This window comes from Micromonospora marincola, assembly GCF_056150385.1.
Map to the genome: position 1 here is coordinate 30,250 of NZ_JAXCFT010000008.1, position 17,756 is coordinate 48,005.

At 72.7% G+C, this 17,756-nt stretch carries 16 protein-coding genes; 13 read left to right on the forward strand and 3 right to left on the reverse strand.

From position 1 onward, the window contains the following. Positions 1-167: 167 nt before the first annotated feature. The 7 genes from SM450_RS18555 (at position 168) to SM450_RS18585 (ending at position 7,209) form a co-directional block, all read left to right on the forward strand. Positions 168-1,274, forward strand: a complete 1,107-nt coding sequence (locus tag SM450_RS18555) for an AAA family ATPase (RefSeq protein WP_474621000.1) — start codon at positions 168-170, stop codon at positions 1,272-1,274. Further along, entirely contained in the window at positions 1,253-2,212 is a 960-nt protein-coding gene (locus SM450_RS18560) for a DUF58 domain-containing protein (protein ID WP_474621001.1), read from the forward strand. Before SM450_RS18555 ends, SM450_RS18560 begins: the two co-directional genes overlap by 22 nt. Beyond that, positions 2,209-3,159: a VWA domain-containing protein gene (locus tag SM450_RS18565; protein ID WP_474621002.1), complete on the forward strand. Its 951-nt coding sequence runs from the start codon at positions 2,209-2,211 to the stop codon at positions 3,157-3,159. Before SM450_RS18560 ends, SM450_RS18565 begins: the two co-directional genes overlap by 4 nt. Positions 3,160-3,729: 570 nt before the next feature. Then, entirely contained in the window at positions 3,730-4,434 is a 705-nt protein-coding gene (gene fabG, locus SM450_RS18570; RefSeq protein ID WP_474621003.1) for a 3-oxoacyl-ACP reductase FabG, read from the forward strand. A 24-nt stretch (positions 4,435-4,458) separates the two neighbouring features. Then, entirely contained in the window at positions 4,459-5,226 is a 768-nt protein-coding gene (gene fabI / locus SM450_RS18575) for an enoyl-ACP reductase FabI (RefSeq protein ID WP_474621004.1), read from the forward strand. 135 nt (positions 5,227-5,361) lie between these two features. After that, positions 5,362-6,393 (forward strand): ferrochelatase, encoded by a 1,032-nt coding sequence (locus tag SM450_RS18580; protein ID WP_474621005.1) that lies wholly within the window; start codon positions 5,362-5,364, stop codon positions 6,391-6,393. 36 nt (positions 6,394-6,429) lie between these two features. After that, the gene (locus tag SM450_RS18585) at positions 6,430-7,209 is read left to right on the forward strand and encodes an HAD-IIA family hydrolase (RefSeq protein ID WP_278104715.1); all 780 of its coding nucleotides are present in this window, start codon (positions 6,430-6,432) and stop codon (positions 7,207-7,209) included. A 9-nt stretch (positions 7,210-7,218) separates the two neighbouring features. Here SM450_RS18585 and SM450_RS18590 read toward each other — a convergent pair whose 3' ends face one another. Then, positions 7,219-8,013, reverse strand: a complete 795-nt coding sequence (locus SM450_RS18590) for a hypothetical protein (protein ID WP_474621006.1) — start codon at positions 8,011-8,013, stop codon at positions 7,219-7,221. Positions 8,014-8,175: 162 nt separating this feature from the next. Here SM450_RS18590 and SM450_RS18595 point away from each other — a divergent pair, with 162 nt between their 5' ends. After that, positions 8,176-8,985: a DUF3097 domain-containing protein gene (locus SM450_RS18595; protein WP_474621007.1), complete on the forward strand. Its 810-nt coding sequence runs from the start codon at positions 8,176-8,178 to the stop codon at positions 8,983-8,985. A 21-nt stretch (positions 8,986-9,006) separates the two neighbouring features. Here SM450_RS18595 and SM450_RS18600 read toward each other — a convergent pair whose 3' ends face one another. After that, a complete protein-coding gene (locus SM450_RS18600; RefSeq protein WP_474621008.1) occupies positions 9,007-10,320 on the reverse strand; it encodes a serine hydrolase domain-containing protein in 1,314 nt (437 codons plus the stop codon). Positions 10,321-10,409: 89 nt separating this feature from the next. On the opposite strand from SM450_RS18600, the gene SM450_RS18605 reads away from it, so the two are divergent. The 3 genes from SM450_RS18605 to SM450_RS18615 all read left to right on the forward strand — a co-directional run bounded on the left by SM450_RS18605 (position 10,410) and on the right by SM450_RS18615 (position 12,943). Beyond that, positions 10,410-10,883: an NfeD family protein gene (locus SM450_RS18605; RefSeq protein ID WP_474621009.1), complete on the forward strand. Its 474-nt coding sequence runs from the start codon at positions 10,410-10,412 to the stop codon at positions 10,881-10,883. Between the two features lie 5 nt (positions 10,884-10,888). After that, positions 10,889-11,995, forward strand: a complete 1,107-nt coding sequence (locus SM450_RS18610; RefSeq protein WP_474621010.1) for an SPFH domain-containing protein — start codon at positions 10,889-10,891, stop codon at positions 11,993-11,995. A 129-nt stretch (positions 11,996-12,124) separates the two neighbouring features. Next, positions 12,125-12,943, forward strand: a complete 819-nt coding sequence (locus SM450_RS18615; protein ID WP_474621011.1) for a hypothetical protein — start codon at positions 12,125-12,127, stop codon at positions 12,941-12,943. Between the two features lie 10 nt (positions 12,944-12,953). On the opposite strand, the gene SM450_RS18620 is transcribed toward SM450_RS18615, so the two are convergent. Beyond that, positions 12,954-14,639 carry a glycoside hydrolase family 27 protein gene (locus SM450_RS18620; RefSeq protein ID WP_474621012.1) on the reverse strand — a complete coding sequence of 562 codons (1,686 nt, stop codon included), beginning with the start codon at positions 14,637-14,639 and terminating at the stop codon, positions 12,954-12,956. A 219-nt stretch (positions 14,640-14,858) separates the two neighbouring features. Here SM450_RS18620 and SM450_RS18625 point away from each other — a divergent pair, with 219 nt between their 5' ends. Then, entirely contained in the window at positions 14,859-17,039 is a 2,181-nt protein-coding gene (locus tag SM450_RS18625; RefSeq protein WP_474621013.1) for a transglycosylase domain-containing protein, read from the forward strand. Positions 17,040-17,194: 155 nt separating this feature from the next. Then, entirely contained in the window at positions 17,195-17,755 is a 561-nt protein-coding gene (locus SM450_RS18630) for a dihydrofolate reductase family protein (RefSeq protein WP_474621014.1), read from the forward strand. The last annotated feature ends 1 nt before the right edge of the window (position 17,756 follow it).

Genomic DNA, 17,756 nt, shown 5'->3' on the forward strand with positions numbered 1-17,756 from the left:
TGAATCGTACACGCGCCGGACCCCTGGTTGTCCACCCGTGTTCAGCGTTTTCCGTGCGACTGCCGAAGCGTGGCGGAAAACGTGCCTCTCCCACCCTCGGCTCTCAGCGAGGCATGACAGTCTTGACACGCACCACGACGCGACGACGACCAAGCTGTGGAGGACCGGTGGCCCAGCCGACCACGCCCGACGTGCCGACCCCGACCGAGGCGGCGCCGGAGGCCGCACCCGCGGCGAGCACCACCCCGGCGCAGGACGCCACGCTGCTGGAGCGGGCGCTGTTCGAGATCAAACGGGTGATCGTCGGCCAGGACCGGATGGTCGAGCGGATGTTCGTCGCGCTGCTGGCCCGGGGGCACTGCCTGCTGGAGGGGGTGCCCGGGGTGGCCAAGACGCTCGCCGTGGAGACGCTCGCCCAGGTCGTCGGCGGGTCCTTCGCCCGGGTCCAGTTCACCCCGGACCTGGTGCCCGCCGACATCATGGGCACCCGGATCTACCGGCAGTCGACCGAGAAGTTCGACGTCGAGCTGGGCCCGGTCTTCGTCAACTTCCTGCTCGCCGACGAGATCAACCGGGCCCCGGCCAAGGTGCAGTCGGCGCTGCTGGAGGTGATGAGCGAGCGGCAGGTGTCCATCGGCGGCGAGACCCACCGGGTGCCCGACCCGTTCCTGGTGATGGCCACCCAGAACCCGATCGAGCAGGAGGGCGTCTACCCGCTGCCGGAGGCGCAGCGGGACCGGTTCCTGATGAAGATCGTGGTGGGCTACCCGACCGACGCCGAGGAGCGGGAGATCGTCTACCGGATGGGCGTGGCCCCGCCCGAGCCGGTCCGGGTGTTCGACACCCCCGAGCTGATCGCGCTCCAGCGCAAGGCCGACCAGGTCTTCGTGCACAACGCGCTCGTCGACTACGCGGTCCGGCTGGTGCTCGCCACCCGCGCCCCGGCCGAGCACGGCATGCCCGACGTGGCCCAGCTCATCCAGTACGGCGCCAGCCCGCGCGCCTCGCTCGGCCTGGTCCGGGCCACCCGCGCGCTGGCGCTGCTGCGCGGCCGGGACTACGCGCTGCCGCAGGACGTGCAGGACATCGCGCCGGACATCCTGCGGCACCGGCTGGTGCTCAGCTATGACGCGCTCGCCGACGACGTGCCGGCCGACCACATCGTGCACCGGGTGATGTCCACCATCCCGCTGCCGGCGGTCGCGCCCCGCCAGCAGGCCACACCGCCACCACCGGCGGTGCCGCACAACGGATGGCCCGGGCCGCGACCGTGACCCCGCCCACCCGGCTGCCGGCCACCGGCGACCGCTCGGGCGCCGCGCTGGCGCGGCTCCAGCTCATGGTCACCCGCAAGCTGGACGGGCTGCTCCAGGGCGACTACGCCGGCCTGCTGCCCGGCCCGGGCAGCGAGGCGGGGGAGTCCCGCGAATACCGCCCCGGCGACGACGTGCGCCGGATGGACTGGCCGGTCACCGCCCGCACCACGATGCCGCACGTGCGGCGTACGGTCGCCGACCGGGAGTTGGAGACGTGGCTGGCGGTCGACCTGTCGGCAAGCCTCGACTTCGGCACCGGCCGGTGGCTCAAACGGGACGTGGCGGTGGCCGCCGTGGCCGCGCTGTCCCATCTCACCGTGCGCGGCGGCAACCGGATCGGCGCGGTGGTCGGCACCGGCGCGACCGCCGGCGGGCCGGGGCGGATGCTGCGGCTGCCCGCCCGGGCCGGCCGCAAGGAGGCACAGGGGCTGCTGCGGGCCGTCGCCGGCGCGGAGATCCGGCCCGGTCGCGGTGACCTCGGCGCGCTCGTGGACATGCTCAACCGGCCACCGCGGCGGCGCGGCGTGGCGGTGGTGATCTCCGATTTCCTGTCGCCACCGGCGCAGTGGGGCCGCCCGCTGCGTAAACTGCGGGTCCGCCACGACGTGCTGGCCGTCGAGGTGGTCGACCCGCGAGAACTGGAACTGCCCGACGTGGGGGTGCTGCCGGTGGTCGATCCGGAGTGCGGTGAGCTGCACGAGGTGCAGACCGCCGATCCGGTGCTGCGCCGCCGGTACGCCGAGGCGGCGACCGCCCAGCGTGGGGCGATCTCCGCCGAGCTGCGCGCCGCGGGCGCGGCCCACCTGCGCCTGCGTACCGACCGAGACTGGCTGCTGGACATGGTGCGTTTCGTCGCCGCGCAGCGGCACGCCCGCACCCGAGGGACGACCCGATGATCCGTTTTCTGCAACCGTGGTGGCTGCTGGCCGTGCTGCCGGTGCTCGCCCTCGCCGCCGCGTACGTTTGGCGGCAACTGCACCGCCGGCAGTACGCGCTGCGCTTCACGAACGTCGACCTGCTGCGTACCGTCGCGCCCAAGGGGCTCGGCTGGCGCCGGCACGCGGCGGCGACCGCGTTCCTGCTCTGCCTGCTGGTGCTGGCCACCGGGCTGGCCCGGCCGGCGATCGACACCCGGGAGCCGCTGGAGCGGGCGACCGTGATGCTCGCCATCGACGTGTCGCTGTCCATGCAGGCCGACGACGTGGCGCCGAACCGGCTGGAGGCGGCGCAGGAGGCGGCCAAGCAGTTCGTCGGCGAGCTGCCGGAGAGCTACAACCTGGGGCTTGTCTCGTTCGCGAAGTCGGCGAACGTGCTTGTGCCGCCGACCAAGGACCGGGGCGCGGTGACCACCGCCATCGACGGCCTGGTGCTGGCCGAGGCCACCGCCACCGGTGAGGCGGTGTTCACCTGCCTGGAGGCGATCCGGTCGGTGCCGGCCGACGGCGCCGCGGGCATCCCGCCGGCCCGGATCGTGCTGCTCTCCGACGGCTACCGCACCTCCGGCCGCTCGGTGGAGGAGGCGGCAGCGGCGGCGCAGGCGGCGAACGTGCCGGTCTCCACCATCGCGTTCGGCACCGACTCGGGCCAGGTGGACATCGGTGGCCAGCTCCAGCGGGTGCCGGTGGACCGCACCGCGTTGTCCCAGCTCGCGGAGACCACCCAGGGCTTCTTCTACGAGGCCGCCTCGGTGAGCGAGCTGAAGCAGGTCTATCAGGACATGGGCAGCTCGATCGGCTATCGCACGGAGCCGCGCGAGATCACCCAGTGGTACGCCGGGATCGCGTTGCTGCTGGCGCTCTGCGCCGGCGGGCTGAGTCTGCTCTGGACGTCCCGCCTGATCTGAGCCGGGCCGGGCCGGTGGCGGTCAGTGACCGCCGCCGGCCAGCACGAACAGGACCGCCACCCAGACGGCGGCGAGGGTGAATCCCAGCGGTGCGGCGTAACGGCTCATGGTTGTGCTCCGTGGCGACGGTCGGCCCGGTGACGCGGGCCGCGAGGGGGACGCGGGGAAAGACGCACACGAAGTCGTGACCGGGTGCTCCGCCGCGCGGCAGGGCCACCGCCGGCGGTGCTCGCCGGGGAGCGGATGCGGTGCGGAGGGCGGGAAGCGGGTCAGCCGCGTCGACCGAGCCGTGGCTCAGCGGGGCTGACGGTGGGCCCGGCCACGACTGGGAGGATCGCTATCTCGCACAGCGATCACCTCCTGCGGTCGGCGGGGCCCGGAACGCGGGCGCAGACCGGCCCGCAGACAGTGCTCAGCGTACACCGGGGAGGGACGGGCCGCGCACTCGGCCGACCCGGTCGGCGTGGGCCCTGGTCGACGGTGCCGCCGGCCTGGTACGGGTTAGCGCTTACCTGTCGGTAACCCCTAGGCTCCGTCCGACTGGGAGATCAGCTGAGCAGAGGGGGACCCGTGGCCCGTACCGTGCTGGTGACCGGCGGAAACCGGGGGATCGGCCTGTCCATCGCGCAGGCCTTCGCCAAGCAGGGCGACCGGGTGGCGGTGACCCACCGGGGCGGGGACGCGCCGGAGGGGCTGTTCGGGGTGCGGTGCGACGTGACCGACGCGGAGTCGGTGGACGCCGCGTTCGCCGCGGTGGAGGCCGAGCTGGGCCCGGTCGAGGTGCTTGTCGCCAACGCCGGCATCACCGACGACACGCTGCTCATGCGGATGTCCGACGAGCAGTTCACCCGGGTCCTCGACACCAACCTGACCGGCTCGTTCCGGGTCGCCAAGCGGGCGTCGAAGAAGATGCTCCGGGCGAAGTGGGGCCGGATGATCTTCATCTCCTCGGTGATCGGCCTCTACGGCGGCGCCGGCCAGGTGAACTACGCCGCGAGCAAGGCCGGCCTGGTCGGCGTGGCCCGTTCGATCACCCGTGAGCTGGGCGGGCGCAACATCACCGCGAACGTGGTGGCGCCCGGCTTCATCGACACCGAGATGACCGCGGCGCTGCCCGAGGAGCGCCGCACCGAATACCGCAAGGCCATCCCGGCCGGCCGGTTCGCCGAGCCGGAGGAGGTGGCCGCGGTCGTCACCTGGCTCGCCTCGGACGCCGCCGGTTACATCACCGGCGCCGTCATCCCGGTTGACGGCGGCCTCGGCATGGGCCACTGACCACGAGCACGGAGGAACTGCGCAATGTCCGGATTTCTCGCCGGTAAGCGGCTGCTGGTCACCGGCGTCATCACCGACGCCTCGATCGCGTTCTCCGTGGCGAAGCTCGCCCAGGAGAACGGCGCCCAGGTCGTGCTGACCGGCTACGGCCGCCTCTCCCTGGTGGAGCGGATCGCCAAGCGGCTGCCCGAGCCGGCGCCCGTGATCGAGCTGGACGTCAGCAACGACGAGCACCTGGCCGGCCTGGCCGATCGGGTCCGCGAGCACGTCGACGGGCTGGACGGGGTGGTGCACTCGATCGGGTTCGCCCCGCAGAGCTGCCTCGGTGGCGGCTTCCTCGACGCGCCGTGGGCGGACGTGGCGACCGCGTTGCAGGTGTCCACCTACTCCTACAAGTCCCTCGCCATGGCGGCGCTGCCACTGATGTCCGCGGGCGGGGCGGTGGTGGGCCTCACGTTCGACGCCAGCAAGGCGTGGCCGGTCTACGACTGGATGGGCGTGGCGAAGGCCGGGCTGGAGTCCGCCTCCCGCTATCTCGCGTTGCACCTGGGCAAGCAGGGGATCCGCAGCAACCTCGTCGCCGCCGGCCCGCTGCGCACCATCGCGGCCAAGTCCATCCCCGGCTTCGACCAGTTCGAGGACGCCTGGACCGAGCGCGCCCCGCTGGGCTGGAACCTCACCGACCAGGAGCCGGCCGCCCGGGCCTGCCTGGCGCTGCTGTCCGACTGGTTCCCGGCCACCACCGGTGAGATCGTCCACGTCGACGGCGGCTACCACGCCATCGGCGCCTGAGATGTAAGGCGGGGCCCCTTCTTAACGTCTCCGGTATAGGAAGGGCCCCCGCTTAACACCCCGCAGCGGGGGCTTAACCGCGCTGAGCAGGGGGCGTCGCACGGGTGTCACGGCGGGCGGGGAAGAATAGAGGCCATGGCGTACGACGCGTTGGTGCTGGTCTCGTTCGGTGGCCCGGAGCGGCCCGAGGACGTGCTCCCCTTCCTCCAGAACGTGACCCGGGGCCGGGGCGTGCCGCCGGAGCGGCTGGCCGAGGTCGCGGAGCACTACCTGCACTTCGGCGGCGTGTCCCCGATCAACAGGCAGTGCCGCGACCTGCTCGCGGCGATCCGCGACGACTTCGCCGCCAACGGCGTCGACCTGCCGGTCTACTGGGGCAACCGCAACTGGGACCCGATGCTCGCCGACACCGTGGCGCGGATGCGCGACGACGGGATCACCCGGGCGTTGGCGTTCGTCACAAGCGCGTACGGCGGCTACTCCTCCTGCCGGCAATACCAGGAGGACATCGCCGCCGCCCGGGCCGCGGTCGGTCCGGACGCGCCGTCGATCGAGAAGCTGCGTCAGTTCTGGGACCATCCCGGCTTCGTCGAGCCGCACGCCGACGCGGTCCGCAGCGCGTTGGCCCAGCTCGACCCGGCCCGGCGGGACACCACCCGGCTGGTCTTCACCGCGCACTCGATCCCGGTGTCGGCCGCCGCCACCGCCGGCCCGCACGGCGGCCGGTACACCGCCCAGCTCGAGGAGACCGCCCGGCTGGTCCACGCCGCCGCCGCTCCCGACCTGCCGTACGACCTGGTGTGGCAGAGCCGGTCCGGCCCGCCGCAGGTGCCGTGGCTGGAGCCGGACATCAACGACCACCTGACCGGCCTGGCCGAGCAGGGCGTGACAGGTGTGGTGGTGAGCCCGATCGGCTTCGTCTCCGACCACCTGGAGGTGGTGTGGGACCTGGACACCGAGGCCCTGGAGACGGCGAAGCAGCTCGGCCTGGACTTCGTCCGCGCCGGCACCCCGGGCACCGACCCGCGGTTCGTGGCGATGGTCCGCGAGCTGGTGCGGGAGCGCACCGGGCCGGACGGGGAGCGACTGCGCCGCCGGCTCGGCGAGCTGCCGGCCTGGGACACCTGCCCGGCGCTGTGCTGCGTACCCCAGGCTCGCCGGCCCTGAGCCCGACCGACCACCGACATCCCAGGGACGGACACGATGCATGACCGCAAGCCGGTGCAGAGCTGGCTCACCGACATGGACGGCGTGCTTGTGCACGAGGGGCAGCCGGTGCCCGGCGCGCCGGAGTTCGTCAAGAAGCTGCGCGCCTCGGGCAAGCCGTTCCTGGTGCTGACGAACAACTCCATCTACACCCCGCGTGACCTCCAGGCCCGGCTCGCCCGGATGGGGCTTGACGTGCCGGAGGAGGCGATCTGGTCGTCCGCGCTCGCCACCGCCCAGTTCCTGGCCGACCAGCGGCCGGGCGGGACCGCGTACGTGATCGGCGAGGCCGGCCTGACCACGGCGTTGCACGCGGTGGGATACGTGCTGAGCGACTTCGCCCCGGACTACGTCGTGCTGGGGGAGACCCGCACCTACAGCTTCGAGGCGATCACCAAGGCGATCCGGCTGATCGACGACGGCGCGCGGTTCATCTGCACCAACCCGGACGCCACCGGCCCCTCGGTCGAGGGCGCGCTGCCGGCGGCCGGCTCGGTGGCGGCGATGATCTCCAAGGCGACAGGCGTGGACCCCTACTTCGTCGGCAAGCCCAACCCGATGATGATGCGCTCCGCGTTGAACACCATCGACGCGCACTCGGAGTCGACCGCGATGATCGGCGACCGGATGGACACCGACATCCTCTGCGGGCTGGAGGCCGGGCTGGAGACGATCCTGGTGCTCACCGGGATCAGCAGCCGGGCCGAGGCCGAGCGGTACCCGTACCGGCCGTCCCGGATCGTCGACTCGGTGGCCGACCTGATCGACGAGGTCTGAGCCGGGGCCCTACGGCCGCAGCGGCGCGTTGCAGGCGGCCACCAGGGCCTGCCGGCAGGCGGTGGTGAGCGGACGCAGCGCGGCGTCCCGCTGCTGCGCCTCGTGGGTGTTCACCGCGCCGCCAGGTGCGCTCTCCCCGGCCAGGGCGAGCACCCGGTCCAGCACGGCGGCACGGGCGAACAGGCGGCGCGCCCGCGGGTCGAAGCCGGGAGGCAGGTCGGTGCCGCCGTCGGGGCGGCGCAGCGCGGCGAGCGCGCCGGCCAGCTCGGGTCGCCACTGGGCGACGTCCAGCCGGGTCAGCGCCGCGGTCGTCTCGGCCAGCGCGACGGCCAGCTCGGCCTCGGCCTCCGCCGCGCCAGGTGTGGTCAGGGACGCCTTCGGCGCGTCGGCCGGCAGCGAGTGGACCCGCCACAGCACGGTCTCCCAGGTCATTCCCGAGCCCGAGGTGTGCGTGCGGACCTCGGGCACCAGCCCGAGCCCGCTGGCCACCACGGCCTCGCCGGCCACGAGCGCCGCCCCGGCGAACGCGCCGGGGCCGGGCAGCCCGCGCGGGTCACCGGGCGCCGGCAGCACCAGGCGGATCTCGTCCGGGGAGTGTTTGGCCAGGCTGGGCAGCGCCTCCCGCAGGGACACGTCGGTCCAGGTGCCGGGGGCGTCCGCGACGAGGTGCTCCTCGTCGCCGGCGATGGCGTCGGCGACCTCGTCGAACGGCACCAGGCCGGCGCGCCAGGCGCGTACCCAGGCGACGAACCGGCTCGACCGGCGCGCAGCCAGTGTGGCCGCGCCCGTTGCGGGGGAGGACATGCGGAAAGGGTACGTGGTGGCCGCCGCCGCTGTCTCGGCTGCCGCTCCAGTGGCGTGGCCTGCCCCCAACTACCCCCTTCGCACCGTTTCGTGTCGACGGATGGGCGCTCGCCTGGCGCGTCGGCGAGCGACACGCCGGGTGCGGTGGCTAGCGTGGCCGCCATGGCAGGGCGATACGACGGGGATGTGCTGGCGGGCGACTGGCGACGGCGGAAGGTGACCCCCGAGGTCGACGCCGAGCCCGACCTGGTGGTCGAGGACGCCGACTCCGGCTTCTGCGGCGCGGTGGTCGGCTTCGACACCGGCGCCGTGGTGCTTGAGGACCGGCACGGGCGGCGGCGTAACTTTCCGCTGCTGCCCGCCGCGTTCCTGCTCGACGGCCGGCCGGTCACGCTGCGCCGCCCGGCCCGCGCCCCGGCCCCCGCCGCCCGCCGTCGCACCGCCTCGGGCTCGATCGCCGTGAACGACGTACGCGCGCAGGTCGCCAAGGCCAGCCGGATCTGGGTGGAGGGCGTGCACGACGCCGCGCTCGTCGAGCGGATCTGGGGCGACGACCTGCGGATCGAGGGTGTGGTGGTGGAGCCGCTGGACGGCATCGACGCGCTCGCCGCCGAGGTGCGCGCATTCGCTCCCGCCCCGGGCCGCCGGCTCGGCGTCCTTGTCGACCATCTCGTGCCCGGCTCCAAGGAGAGCCGGATCGTGGCCCAGGTGACCTCGCCGCACGTGCTGGTCACCGGTCACCCCTACGTGGACGTGTGGCAGGCGGTGCGGCCGGCGGCGCTCGGTATCGCGGCGTGGCCTGTGGTGCCGCCGGGACGCCCCTGGAAGGAGGGCGTCTGCGCCGCGCTCGGGGTGGCCGAGCCGGCGGACATGTGGCGGCACATCCTGTCCCGGGTGGACAGTTTCGCCGACGTGGAGACGCCGCTGATCAACGCTATGGAGCGGTTGATCGATTTCGTCACCTCGCCGTAGTGGGTGGTTGAGGGCCGGGGCTCAGGGGGCCTGGTCGGGGGTGCGGGTGAGGAGGAAGGTGGCGATGTCCAGCGCGACGGCCGCGCCGGCGGCGTCGCGGACGACGGTGAGGATCTCGCCGTCCTGCGGGCCGGACCGGCCGCGCCAGCGATCCGGCCCTTCCGGCGTGAAGCGGAGCACCGGCCGGCCCACCGGCCCGCCCACGAGATGACCGGCGGGGTCGGCGCGGAACTCGTACTCCCCGCCCATGAACCACCAGCGGCCGGTCAGTTCGGCCAGGTCGGCGGCGGGCGGGGCGGCCGGCAGCCACGGTGCGGGCGCGGCCGGCTCGGCGTCCAGCATCCGGGTGAGTACGTCGCGGGCCAGCCCGGTGATGTGGTGCCCGCCGCGCAGCCCGTAGGAGTTGGCGAAGTCCACCACCGCGGTCCGGGTGGGGCGGTGCACGACCAGGCCGGCGACGTAGCCGGGCATCGAGCCGCCGTGGCCCACGTAAACCCGGTCGCCGACCCGGTAGAGCTCGATGCCGAGGCCGTGCCCGCCGGTCCACGAGTCCAGGTCGCTGATCACCACGGGCGCGCACATCTCGGTGAGCGTCGCCGGGTCGAGCAGCGCCGGGTCCGGGTCGGCGAGGAACGCCGCCCAGCGGGCTAGGTCCTCGACTGTCGACCAGAGCTGCCCGGCCGGCGCCATCGCCCCGGTCTCGGTAAGCGGCTCGGCCCGCAGCGTCTCGTGCCAGGGATGGACGACGAAGCCCCGGGCGAACGGCTCGCTCGGGCCGAAGGTGGTGCGGCGCATGCCGAGCGGCGCCAGCAGCCGGCCGGTCAGCAGCTCGATCCAGGGCGTGCCGGTGATCCGTTCCAGCGCGGCGCCGAGCAGCCCGTACGCCAGATTGGAGTAGTGGTAGACGTGGTGCGGCGGGTAGGCGATCTTGTCCGGGGTCAGCCCGGCGAGCAGGGTGTCCAGGTCCATGCCCGCCGCGCGCTCCCACCACCCGCCGTCCGGCTCGCGTTGCAGGCCGCTGGCGTGCCCGAGCAGTTGGCGGACGGTGAGCGCGCCGACCGGGGTGCCGGGCAGGTGCTTGTCGAGCGGGTCGTCGAGGGCCAGCCGCCCGGCGTCGCGTTGCTGCATCACCAGCACCGCGGTCATGGTCTTGGTGATCGAGCCGATCCGGTACTGGAGGTCGCCGTCGGGCCGGGGCCGCTCGCCGGCGACCGCCAGGTGCGCCAGGTCACCGTCGCGGACCACGCCGAGGGCCAGCGAGGGCCCGCGTCCCTCCGCCTGGGCGCGGGCGACCAGTAGGTCCATCTGGCGTGCGGTCTCGGGCAGTAGCGCCATCTCGTCCTCCTCGTCGCCGTACGGTGGGATCGAGCCTAGCGATCATGACAGTTCGATGACACGTGCCTGGACGTGTCACGATTGGTCACGTGGACGCCGTGTTCTGGATCGTTCTGGGTGTGGTATTGGCCGTCGCCGAGATCTTCACGACGACGCTGTTCCTGATCATGTTCGGCGTCGGGGCGTTCGCCGCCGCGGGTGCCGCGGCGCTCGGCGCGCCGGTGGCGCTCCAGGCGGTGATCTTCGCCGTGGTGTCGGCGCTCTCCCTGGCGGTGGCCCGGCCGGTGATCCGCCGGAACGCCCGGTCGGCGCTGGAGAGCGGTGAGCAGCCGTTCGGCGTCGAGGCGATCGAGGGGTCCACCGCGGTGGTCCTGGAGCCGGTGGACGCCGAGCGCGGCATGGTCAAGATCGATGGTGAGGTGTGGACGGCCCGGTCGTTCGACGCGACGCGGCGCTACGCGGCGGGCGAGCGGGTGCAGGTGATAAAGGTCCGGGGCGCGACCGCCCTGGTTTGGCAGGACGACATTTCCGCCCCGGGCGAGCTGCCCGAAGCGAGAGGGTGAACCATATGGAGTTTGCAGCGATCCTTCTGATCGCCGTGGCGGTGATCGTCGTGGTGACACTGGCCAAGGCGGTGCGGATCGTGCCGCAGCAGCGCCAGGACGTGGTGGAGCGGCTGGGTAAGTACAAGCGCACCCTGAGCCCCGGGCTCAACCTGCTGGTGCCGTTCGTCGACGCGGTGCGCACCAAGGTCGACATGCGGGAGCAGGTGGTCAGCTTCCCGCCCCAGCCGGTGATCACCTCGGACAACCTGGTCGTCTCGATCGACACGGTCCTCTACTTCAAGGTGGTCGACTCGGTCCGGGCCACCTACGAGATCTCCAACTTCCTCCAGGCGATCGAGCAGCTCACCGTCACCACGTTGCGTAACGTGATCGGCTCGCTGGATCTGGAGCGCGCGCTTACCAGCCGCGAGGAGATCAACAGGCACCTGTCCGGCGTGCTTGACGAGACGACCGGACGGTGGGGCATCAAGGTGACCCGGGTCGAGATCAAGGCGATCGAGCCGCCGCCGAGCATCCGCGACTCGATGGAGAAGCAGATGCGCGCCGAGCGGGACCGCCGCGCCGCGATCCTCAACGCCGAGGGGCACAAGCAGTCGCAGATCCTCACCGCCGAGGGTGAGAAGCAGGCCGCGGTGCTGCGCGCCGACGGTGACCGGCAGGCCCGGATCCTCCAGGCGGAGGGCCAGGCCAAGGCCATCCGCACCGTCTTCGACGCGATCCACACCGCCAACCCGAGCCAGAAGGTGCTCGCCTACCAATACCTCCAGGCGCTGCCGCAGATCGCGAACGGCACGGCCAACAAGGTGTGGATCGTCCCGACCGAGCTGACCCGGGCCCTGGAGGGCATGGGCGGCGCGCTGGGCGGGCTGGCGAACATGGTCGGCGACCAGCCGTCGCCGGAGGCCGCCAGGACCGCGAGCGAGGTCGAGCGGGAGGCCGCCGAGGCGGCCCAGGCCGCGGCCATCGCGGCCCAGGAGATCCACGACGAGGTACGGGTGGCCGAGGCGCAGGCCACCGGCGGCAACGCGCCGCAGGGTCTGCCGGCCCCGGAGCCGGTGGCCCCGGAGACGCTGCTCACCGACCCGGCGGACCAGCGCGAGCGGGGCTGACCGGCAAATCCGAGAATCGCTCATCCGGCGCCCCGGCGCCTGCCACCATCGGTCTGGAAGGACGGTGGTGAGCAGGGCCGGGGCGCCGTCGTGTGGCCCGGGCCGCCCCTGAGGTGAGCGAGGTGACGCATGAAGGAACCGGCGAACCGGCTCTTCTCCGGGACCCCGGTCCCCGGCGCGCACGATCCCGGCGGACCGCTCGGCTCCCGGCGTACCGGAGGGGGGTTCGTGGTCCTGCCGTTCGTCTCCGAGCCGGGGCCGGGGGCGCCGGCCACGGACGCGACCTGGGCCTGGTCGGTCCGCCGGTTCGCCCGCGCGGCGGTGTGGCTGCTGCCGGCGTACGCGGTCCTCTACGGCGTGGTGGCGATGGCAAGCGACGGCGGGGTGGGCAACGACCCGTACCCGGCCGACGGCCAGCCGCTCTACCTGGTCGGTTGGGTGGCGTCGATCTGGCTCGGCCTGCTCGCCCTGCTCGCGCTCACCGGCCTGCTCGCGGCCACCCGCTGCCGGCGGGTCGCGTTGGCCGGGCTGCTCGCCAGCATCGGCGGGATGGTGCTGATGCTGCCGTTCGCCGGGCTGGCCGAGCAGACGCCGGTGTTCGGGCTCACCGCGCGCGGGATCGTGCTGTTCGGGGCGACCTGCTACAGCGTGGGCTGGTTCCTCACCGGGTGGTCGGTGGGCCGGTCGGGGATGTTCTCCTACGGCGACGGGATCATGCTGATGATCGCCGCGCCGCTGCTCGGCCTGGGCGGCGCGTTGATCGGGTCGTTGCAGACGTTCGGCGCGATCTTCGTGCTGGTCGCCGGCATCGGCATCGGCTACCGCAGGGGTCGCCTCGTGCCCGAGGCCATCGCCCGGGACGCGGCGAGCGCCAGCCTCGCCACGCCCGCCGCGCCTCCCGGCGGCGCGCCTCCCGGTGCCGGCGGCGGTCCGCTCGCCGCCGGCTGACCGGAGATTCCTATCGCCAGTTCCATCTCTGGTTGTCGGCGGTTCCGCACGTCCAGAGCAGGATCTTGGTGCCGTTCGCGGTGGCCGCACCGGACGCGTCGACGCAGAGGCCGGACTGCGCGCTCCGGATCGTCCCGTCGGAGTTGACGTTCCACTGCTGGTTGGCCTGGCCGTTGCAGTCCCAGATGACCACTCTGGTGCCGTTCGTGGTGCCGGCGTTGTACGCGTCGAGGCACTTGTTGCCGTAGATCATGAGCTGCCGGCCGGAGGTGTACGTCCAGGTCTGGTTGCTCGCGCCGGTGCAGTCCCACAGTTGGGCCTGGGTGCCGTTCGTGGTGGCGAAGTTGTTGATGTCCAGGCACCGGCCGGACTGCCGGCCGGCGAGCGAACCGGTGCGGGCGCCGCCGCCGGGGTTCTCGGTGCCGCCGACCACGAGCAGGACGGCCTCGCGGGCGGGCACGCTCGCGGTGTAGCTGGTGGTCCGGGTGCCCAGGTCGGTGGCGCTCCACACGTTGCGGACGGTCGCGCTCGCGCCAAGCCCGAGGTCGGCGAAGCGGGCGGTGACGTTCGCCGTCGAGCCGGTGCGGTTGAGCAGCACCACCGCCCGCCGGCCGCTGGTGGCGAGCACCTTGCTGTAGACCTGGAGGCCGGCGGCGTCCTCGGCGACCTTGACGCCCTGCCGGCTCAGCGGGTCCTGGTCGATGGCGACGACCTCCGGGTTGCCGAGGATGGCCCGGGTCTCCGCGGACATCGTGGTCAGGTTGTTGCCGGCGAGCAGGGGGGCGCCGGAGATCGACCACAGGCTCAGGTGGGTGCGGTTCTGTGCCGCGCTGAACCCGGGCATGCCGGCGACAAGCATGTCCGGGTCGTTGTAGTGGCCGACGCTCTGGGCGGCGGGGTGCTGCGCGGAGTCGAAGTTCGCCAGCACGCGGTCCATGGACGGCTGTTGGCCGTAGTAGATGATGTCGCCGCTGGTGCGCCACATGGTGGACATGCCGGGCGCCCAGTCCCACGGGCTCTGCACGCCCCAGTTGCAGACCGACAGCACCATCGGCCGGCCGGTCTGCGCGGTGGCGCGGGCGATCGAGTCGCTGATGGCCTGGTAGGCGGTGCGGGGGTTGAGCCCCTCGGCGGAGCCGCCGCACCAGTCGACCTTGACGAAGTCGAAGCCCCACCTGGAGAACGCCAGGAAGTCCTGGTCGTAGTGCCCTTCGCTGCCCGATCCGGGCGCCGCCGGCCGGCCGGTCGGATAGTAGTAGCCGCAGCCGTCGCGGCCGGCGTCGGTGTAGATGCCCGCCTTCAGGCCCTTGCTGTGGATGTAGTCCGCGATGGCCGTCATCCCGCCGGGCCACTCGGCGGTGTCCACGGTGATGTTGCCGGCGGCGTCCCGGGTGCCCTGCCACCAGCCCTCGTCGATGTTGACGTACTCGTAGCCGGCGGCGGCCAGGCCGCTCGACACGAGGCTGTCGACCTGCGCCTTGATCACGTTGTAGTTGATCTTCGCGGCGAACGTGTTCCACGACGCCCACCCCATGGGCGGTCGGCTCACCACCGGTTCGGGTGCCACGGCCGCCTCCGCCGCCGCCTCGGGCTCGGTCGCCTCCGCCGCGGTCGCCCCGGCCGGCGTCGGCGCCACCGCCGTGGCGGCCAGGGCGAGGGCCACGGCCGCCACGACCCGCTCGATCGGACCTCTCATCGGACGTTCCTTCCGTTTCGGGGAGGTTGCGGGAACATCGTCATTGTTAGCGCTAACATAGCTATGTGTCAATCGTGTTGCGTTCGTCACGGGGGTACCGGACAGGCCGGGACACGCGGGCCGATCGGGAGAGGGGCACCCGGCGGTTACCGGTGAATTTGCTGGCAACCCGTCGCCGAGGGTGGTCGGAACGAGGCTTTCGCGGCAATCCTGGAGCCCATGCCGTCTTCCCGGTCGCCGCTCGCGCGGCTCCTCACCGTGCTGCTCGCGGGCCTGCTCGCCGGGCTCGTCCTCGCGCTCGCCGCGCTCCCGACCGGCCTGCTCGGCGGGTTCGTCGTCAAGGCGAGCCTCGGGGCGTACGCGGAGCTGCCCGACGCGCTGCGCACCCCGGCGCAGCCGCAGCGCTCCTACCTCTACGCCAACGACGGCAAGACGCTGCTCACCACGTTCTACGACGTCAACCGCACCGACGTGCCGCTTGCCGAGATCGCGCCCGTGATGCGCCAGGCGATCGTCTCGGCCGAGGACCGGCGGTTCTACTCCCACGGCGGCGCCGACCTGCGCGGCATCGCCCGCGCGCTGGTGGCGAACGTGAAGGGCGGCGGCACCGAGCAGGGTGGCTCCACGCTGACCATGCAGTACGTCCGCAACGTGCTCAAGACCGACCCGAACCGCACCGCGGAGGAACGGCAGGCCGCGACCGAGCAGACCGTCGGGCGCAAGCTCCAGGAGATCCGGTACGCGAACGCGCTGGAGCAGTCGCTGTCCAAGGACGAGATCCTCAACCGCTACCTCAACATCGCGTACTTCGGTTCCGGCGCGTACGGCGTCGCCGCCGCGAGCCAGCGCTACTTCGGCACGGCACCGGCCGACCTGACGCTCGGCGAGGCGGCGCTGCTCGCCGGCCTGGTCCAGTCGCCGGACGAGTACAGCCCGATCGACGGCGACAAGAACCAGGCGCTCGCCCGCCGGGCGTACGTGCTCGACTCGATGGCCGAGACCGGCGCGATCACCGCGCGGCAGGCCGCGGCGGCCAAGGCCGAGCCGCTCACGTTGCGCCCGACCGCCCAGCCCAACGGCTGCACCGCCACCGCGCAGGGCCACGACGACTGGGGCTTCTTCTGCGACTACCTGCGCCAGTGGTGGCTCACCCAGCCGGCCTTCGGCGACACCCCGAAGGAGCGCGAGCAGGCGCTGCGCCGCGGCGGCTACCGGGTGGTCACCACGCTCGACCCGAAGATCCAGCAGACCGCGCAGGCACAGGCCACCAAGGTCTACGGGTACGACGACAAGCGCGCGCTGCCGATCGCGGCGGTCGAACCCGGCACCGGCCGGGTGCTCGCCATGGCGGTCAACCGGCACTACAGCCTGGCCGACAACCCCGACGGGCAGGGCAACCACCCGAACACGGTCAACCCGTTGATCTCCGGCGGCGCCAGCGTCGACGGCTACCAGGCCGGCTCCACGTTCAAGCTGTTCACCATGCTTGCCGCGCTGGAGGCGGGCAAGCCCCTCGCCACCGGCTTCGACGCGCCGGCCAAGCTGCCCACCCGCTACGCCTCCGACGACGAGGGCAACTGCGACGGCACGTGGTGTCCGGGCAACGCCAACCCCGAGTGGATGGACGGCTACCGGATGATGTGGGACGGCTTCGGCCGCTCCGTCAACACGTACTTCGTGTGGCTGGCCGAGCAGGTCGGCGAGGACAAGGTGGTGGAGATGGCGCAGCGCCTCGGCATCACGTTCCGGGCCGACTCCGACGCCGCGTTCGCCCGCGACAACGCCGCCAACTGGGGGGCGTTCACCCTCGGCGTGGCCGCCACCACCCCGCTCGACCTCGCCAACGCGTACGCGACGGTGGCCGCCGAGGGCACCTACTGCTCGCCGCTGCCGGTGGTCTCGGTCACCGCGTCCGACGGTGGGACGGTCGACGTCGGGCAGCCCTCCTGCAAGAAGGTGCTGGAGCCGGACGTGGCCCGGGCGGCCACCGACGCGGCCCGCTGCCCGGTGGGCCAGCAGTCGGCGTACGGGCAGTGCAACGGCGGCACCGCCACCGGCGTCGACGGGATCGTCGGTCGGCCGGTGGCCGGCAAGACTGGCAGTTCGGAGCGGAACGCCACCGAGACGTTCGTCGGGTTCACCCCGCAGGTCGCCGTCGCCGGCATCGCGGCGAACCCGGACGACGCGGCCGACCTGGTCGGCTCCGCGGTGCAGACCAAGGTGATCGACGCGGTGGCCCGGGTGATCAAAACGGCGGTCACCGGCAAGCCGGTGAAGGACTTCACCGCGCCGAGCCGGGAGCTGGCCGGCACCCCCCAGCGCCCACAGCCCACCCCGCCCCGCGACGACAACCGCAACCTCCCGCAGGACCTCCTCCGCTGGCTCCAAGGTCGGGGATAAGGCGGGGCCCCCGCTTAACGCATTTGGTATAGGAGGGGGCCCCTTCTAACACTTGCCCCGGAATACTGGCGGCCGGTGTCGGATCGGGCGAAGGGGCTCCGACCTACCGGTGAGCGCGCCCGCCGAGGGTGCACCGCTACGCGGAGGAGCACAGCATGGGCAAGGTCATCTACTTCGTGCACCAGTCGGTCGACGGCTTCATCGAGGGGCCGAACGGCGAGTTCGACTGGCCGGCGATGGGGGACGAGCTGTCCGCGTACTCCCTGGAGCTGACCGAGCGGGCCGACGCGTTCGTCTACGGGCGGCGGGTGTGGGAGATGATGTCCTCCTACTGGCCGCAGGTCGAGTCGATCTCCGACCATCCCCACGATCTGGCGTTCGCGCCGATCTGGCGGCGTACCCCGAAGGTGGTCGTCTCCCGCACGCTCGCCGGGGCCGACCACGGCGCCCGGGTGGTCGGCGGCGGCGACCTGGCGGCGGAGTGGGCCGAGGCGCGTGCGGGGTTCGGCGGGGATCTGCTGGTCACCGGCGGGACCGGCGCGGCCACCGCGCTGGCCGCGCTCGGGCTCGTCGACGAGTACCAGGTGATCGTGCACCCGGTGCTGCTCGGCGGCGGAAAGCAGGTGCTGCCCTACCTGGCCCGCGAGGAGCTCAAGCTGGTCGAGACGCGTCCGTTCGACGGCCGCGCGGTGCTGCTGCGCTACCAGCGGGCGTGAC

Coding starts and splice junctions, on each gene's coding strand:
- SM450_RS18625 (WP_474621013.1), top strand. CDS start 14,859: ATGCCGTCTTCCCGGTCGCCGCTCGCGCGGCTCCTCACCGTGCTGCTC.
- SM450_RS18615 (WP_474621011.1), top strand. CDS start 12,125: ATGAAGGAACCGGCGAACCGGCTCTTCTCCGGGACCCCGGTCCCCGGC.
- SM450_RS18585 (WP_278104715.1), top strand. CDS start 6,430: ATGCATGACCGCAAGCCGGTGCAGAGCTGGCTCACCGACATGGACGGC.
- SM450_RS18600 (WP_474621008.1), bottom strand. CDS start 10,320: ATGGCGCTACTGCCCGAGACCGCACGCCAGATGGACCTACTGGTCGCC.
- SM450_RS18620 (WP_474621012.1), bottom strand. CDS start 14,639: ATGAGAGGTCCGATCGAGCGGGTCGTGGCGGCCGTGGCCCTCGCCCTG.
- fabI (WP_474621004.1), top strand. CDS start 4,459: ATGTCCGGATTTCTCGCCGGTAAGCGGCTGCTGGTCACCGGCGTCATC.
- SM450_RS18610 (WP_474621010.1), top strand. CDS start 10,889: ATGGAGTTTGCAGCGATCCTTCTGATCGCCGTGGCGGTGATCGTCGTG.
- SM450_RS18565 (WP_474621002.1), top strand. CDS start 2,209: ATGATCCGTTTTCTGCAACCGTGGTGGCTGCTGGCCGTGCTGCCGGTG.
- SM450_RS18630 (WP_474621014.1), top strand. CDS start 17,195: ATGGGCAAGGTCATCTACTTCGTGCACCAGTCGGTCGACGGCTTCATC.
- SM450_RS18560 (WP_474621001.1), top strand. CDS start 1,253: ATGGCCCGGGCCGCGACCGTGACCCCGCCCACCCGGCTGCCGGCCACC.
- SM450_RS18590 (WP_474621006.1), bottom strand. CDS start 8,013: ATGTCCTCCCCCGCAACGGGCGCGGCCACACTGGCTGCGCGCCGGTCG.
- SM450_RS18595 (WP_474621007.1), top strand. CDS start 8,176: ATGGCAGGGCGATACGACGGGGATGTGCTGGCGGGCGACTGGCGACGG.
- SM450_RS18580 (WP_474621005.1), top strand. CDS start 5,362: ATGGCGTACGACGCGTTGGTGCTGGTCTCGTTCGGTGGCCCGGAGCGG.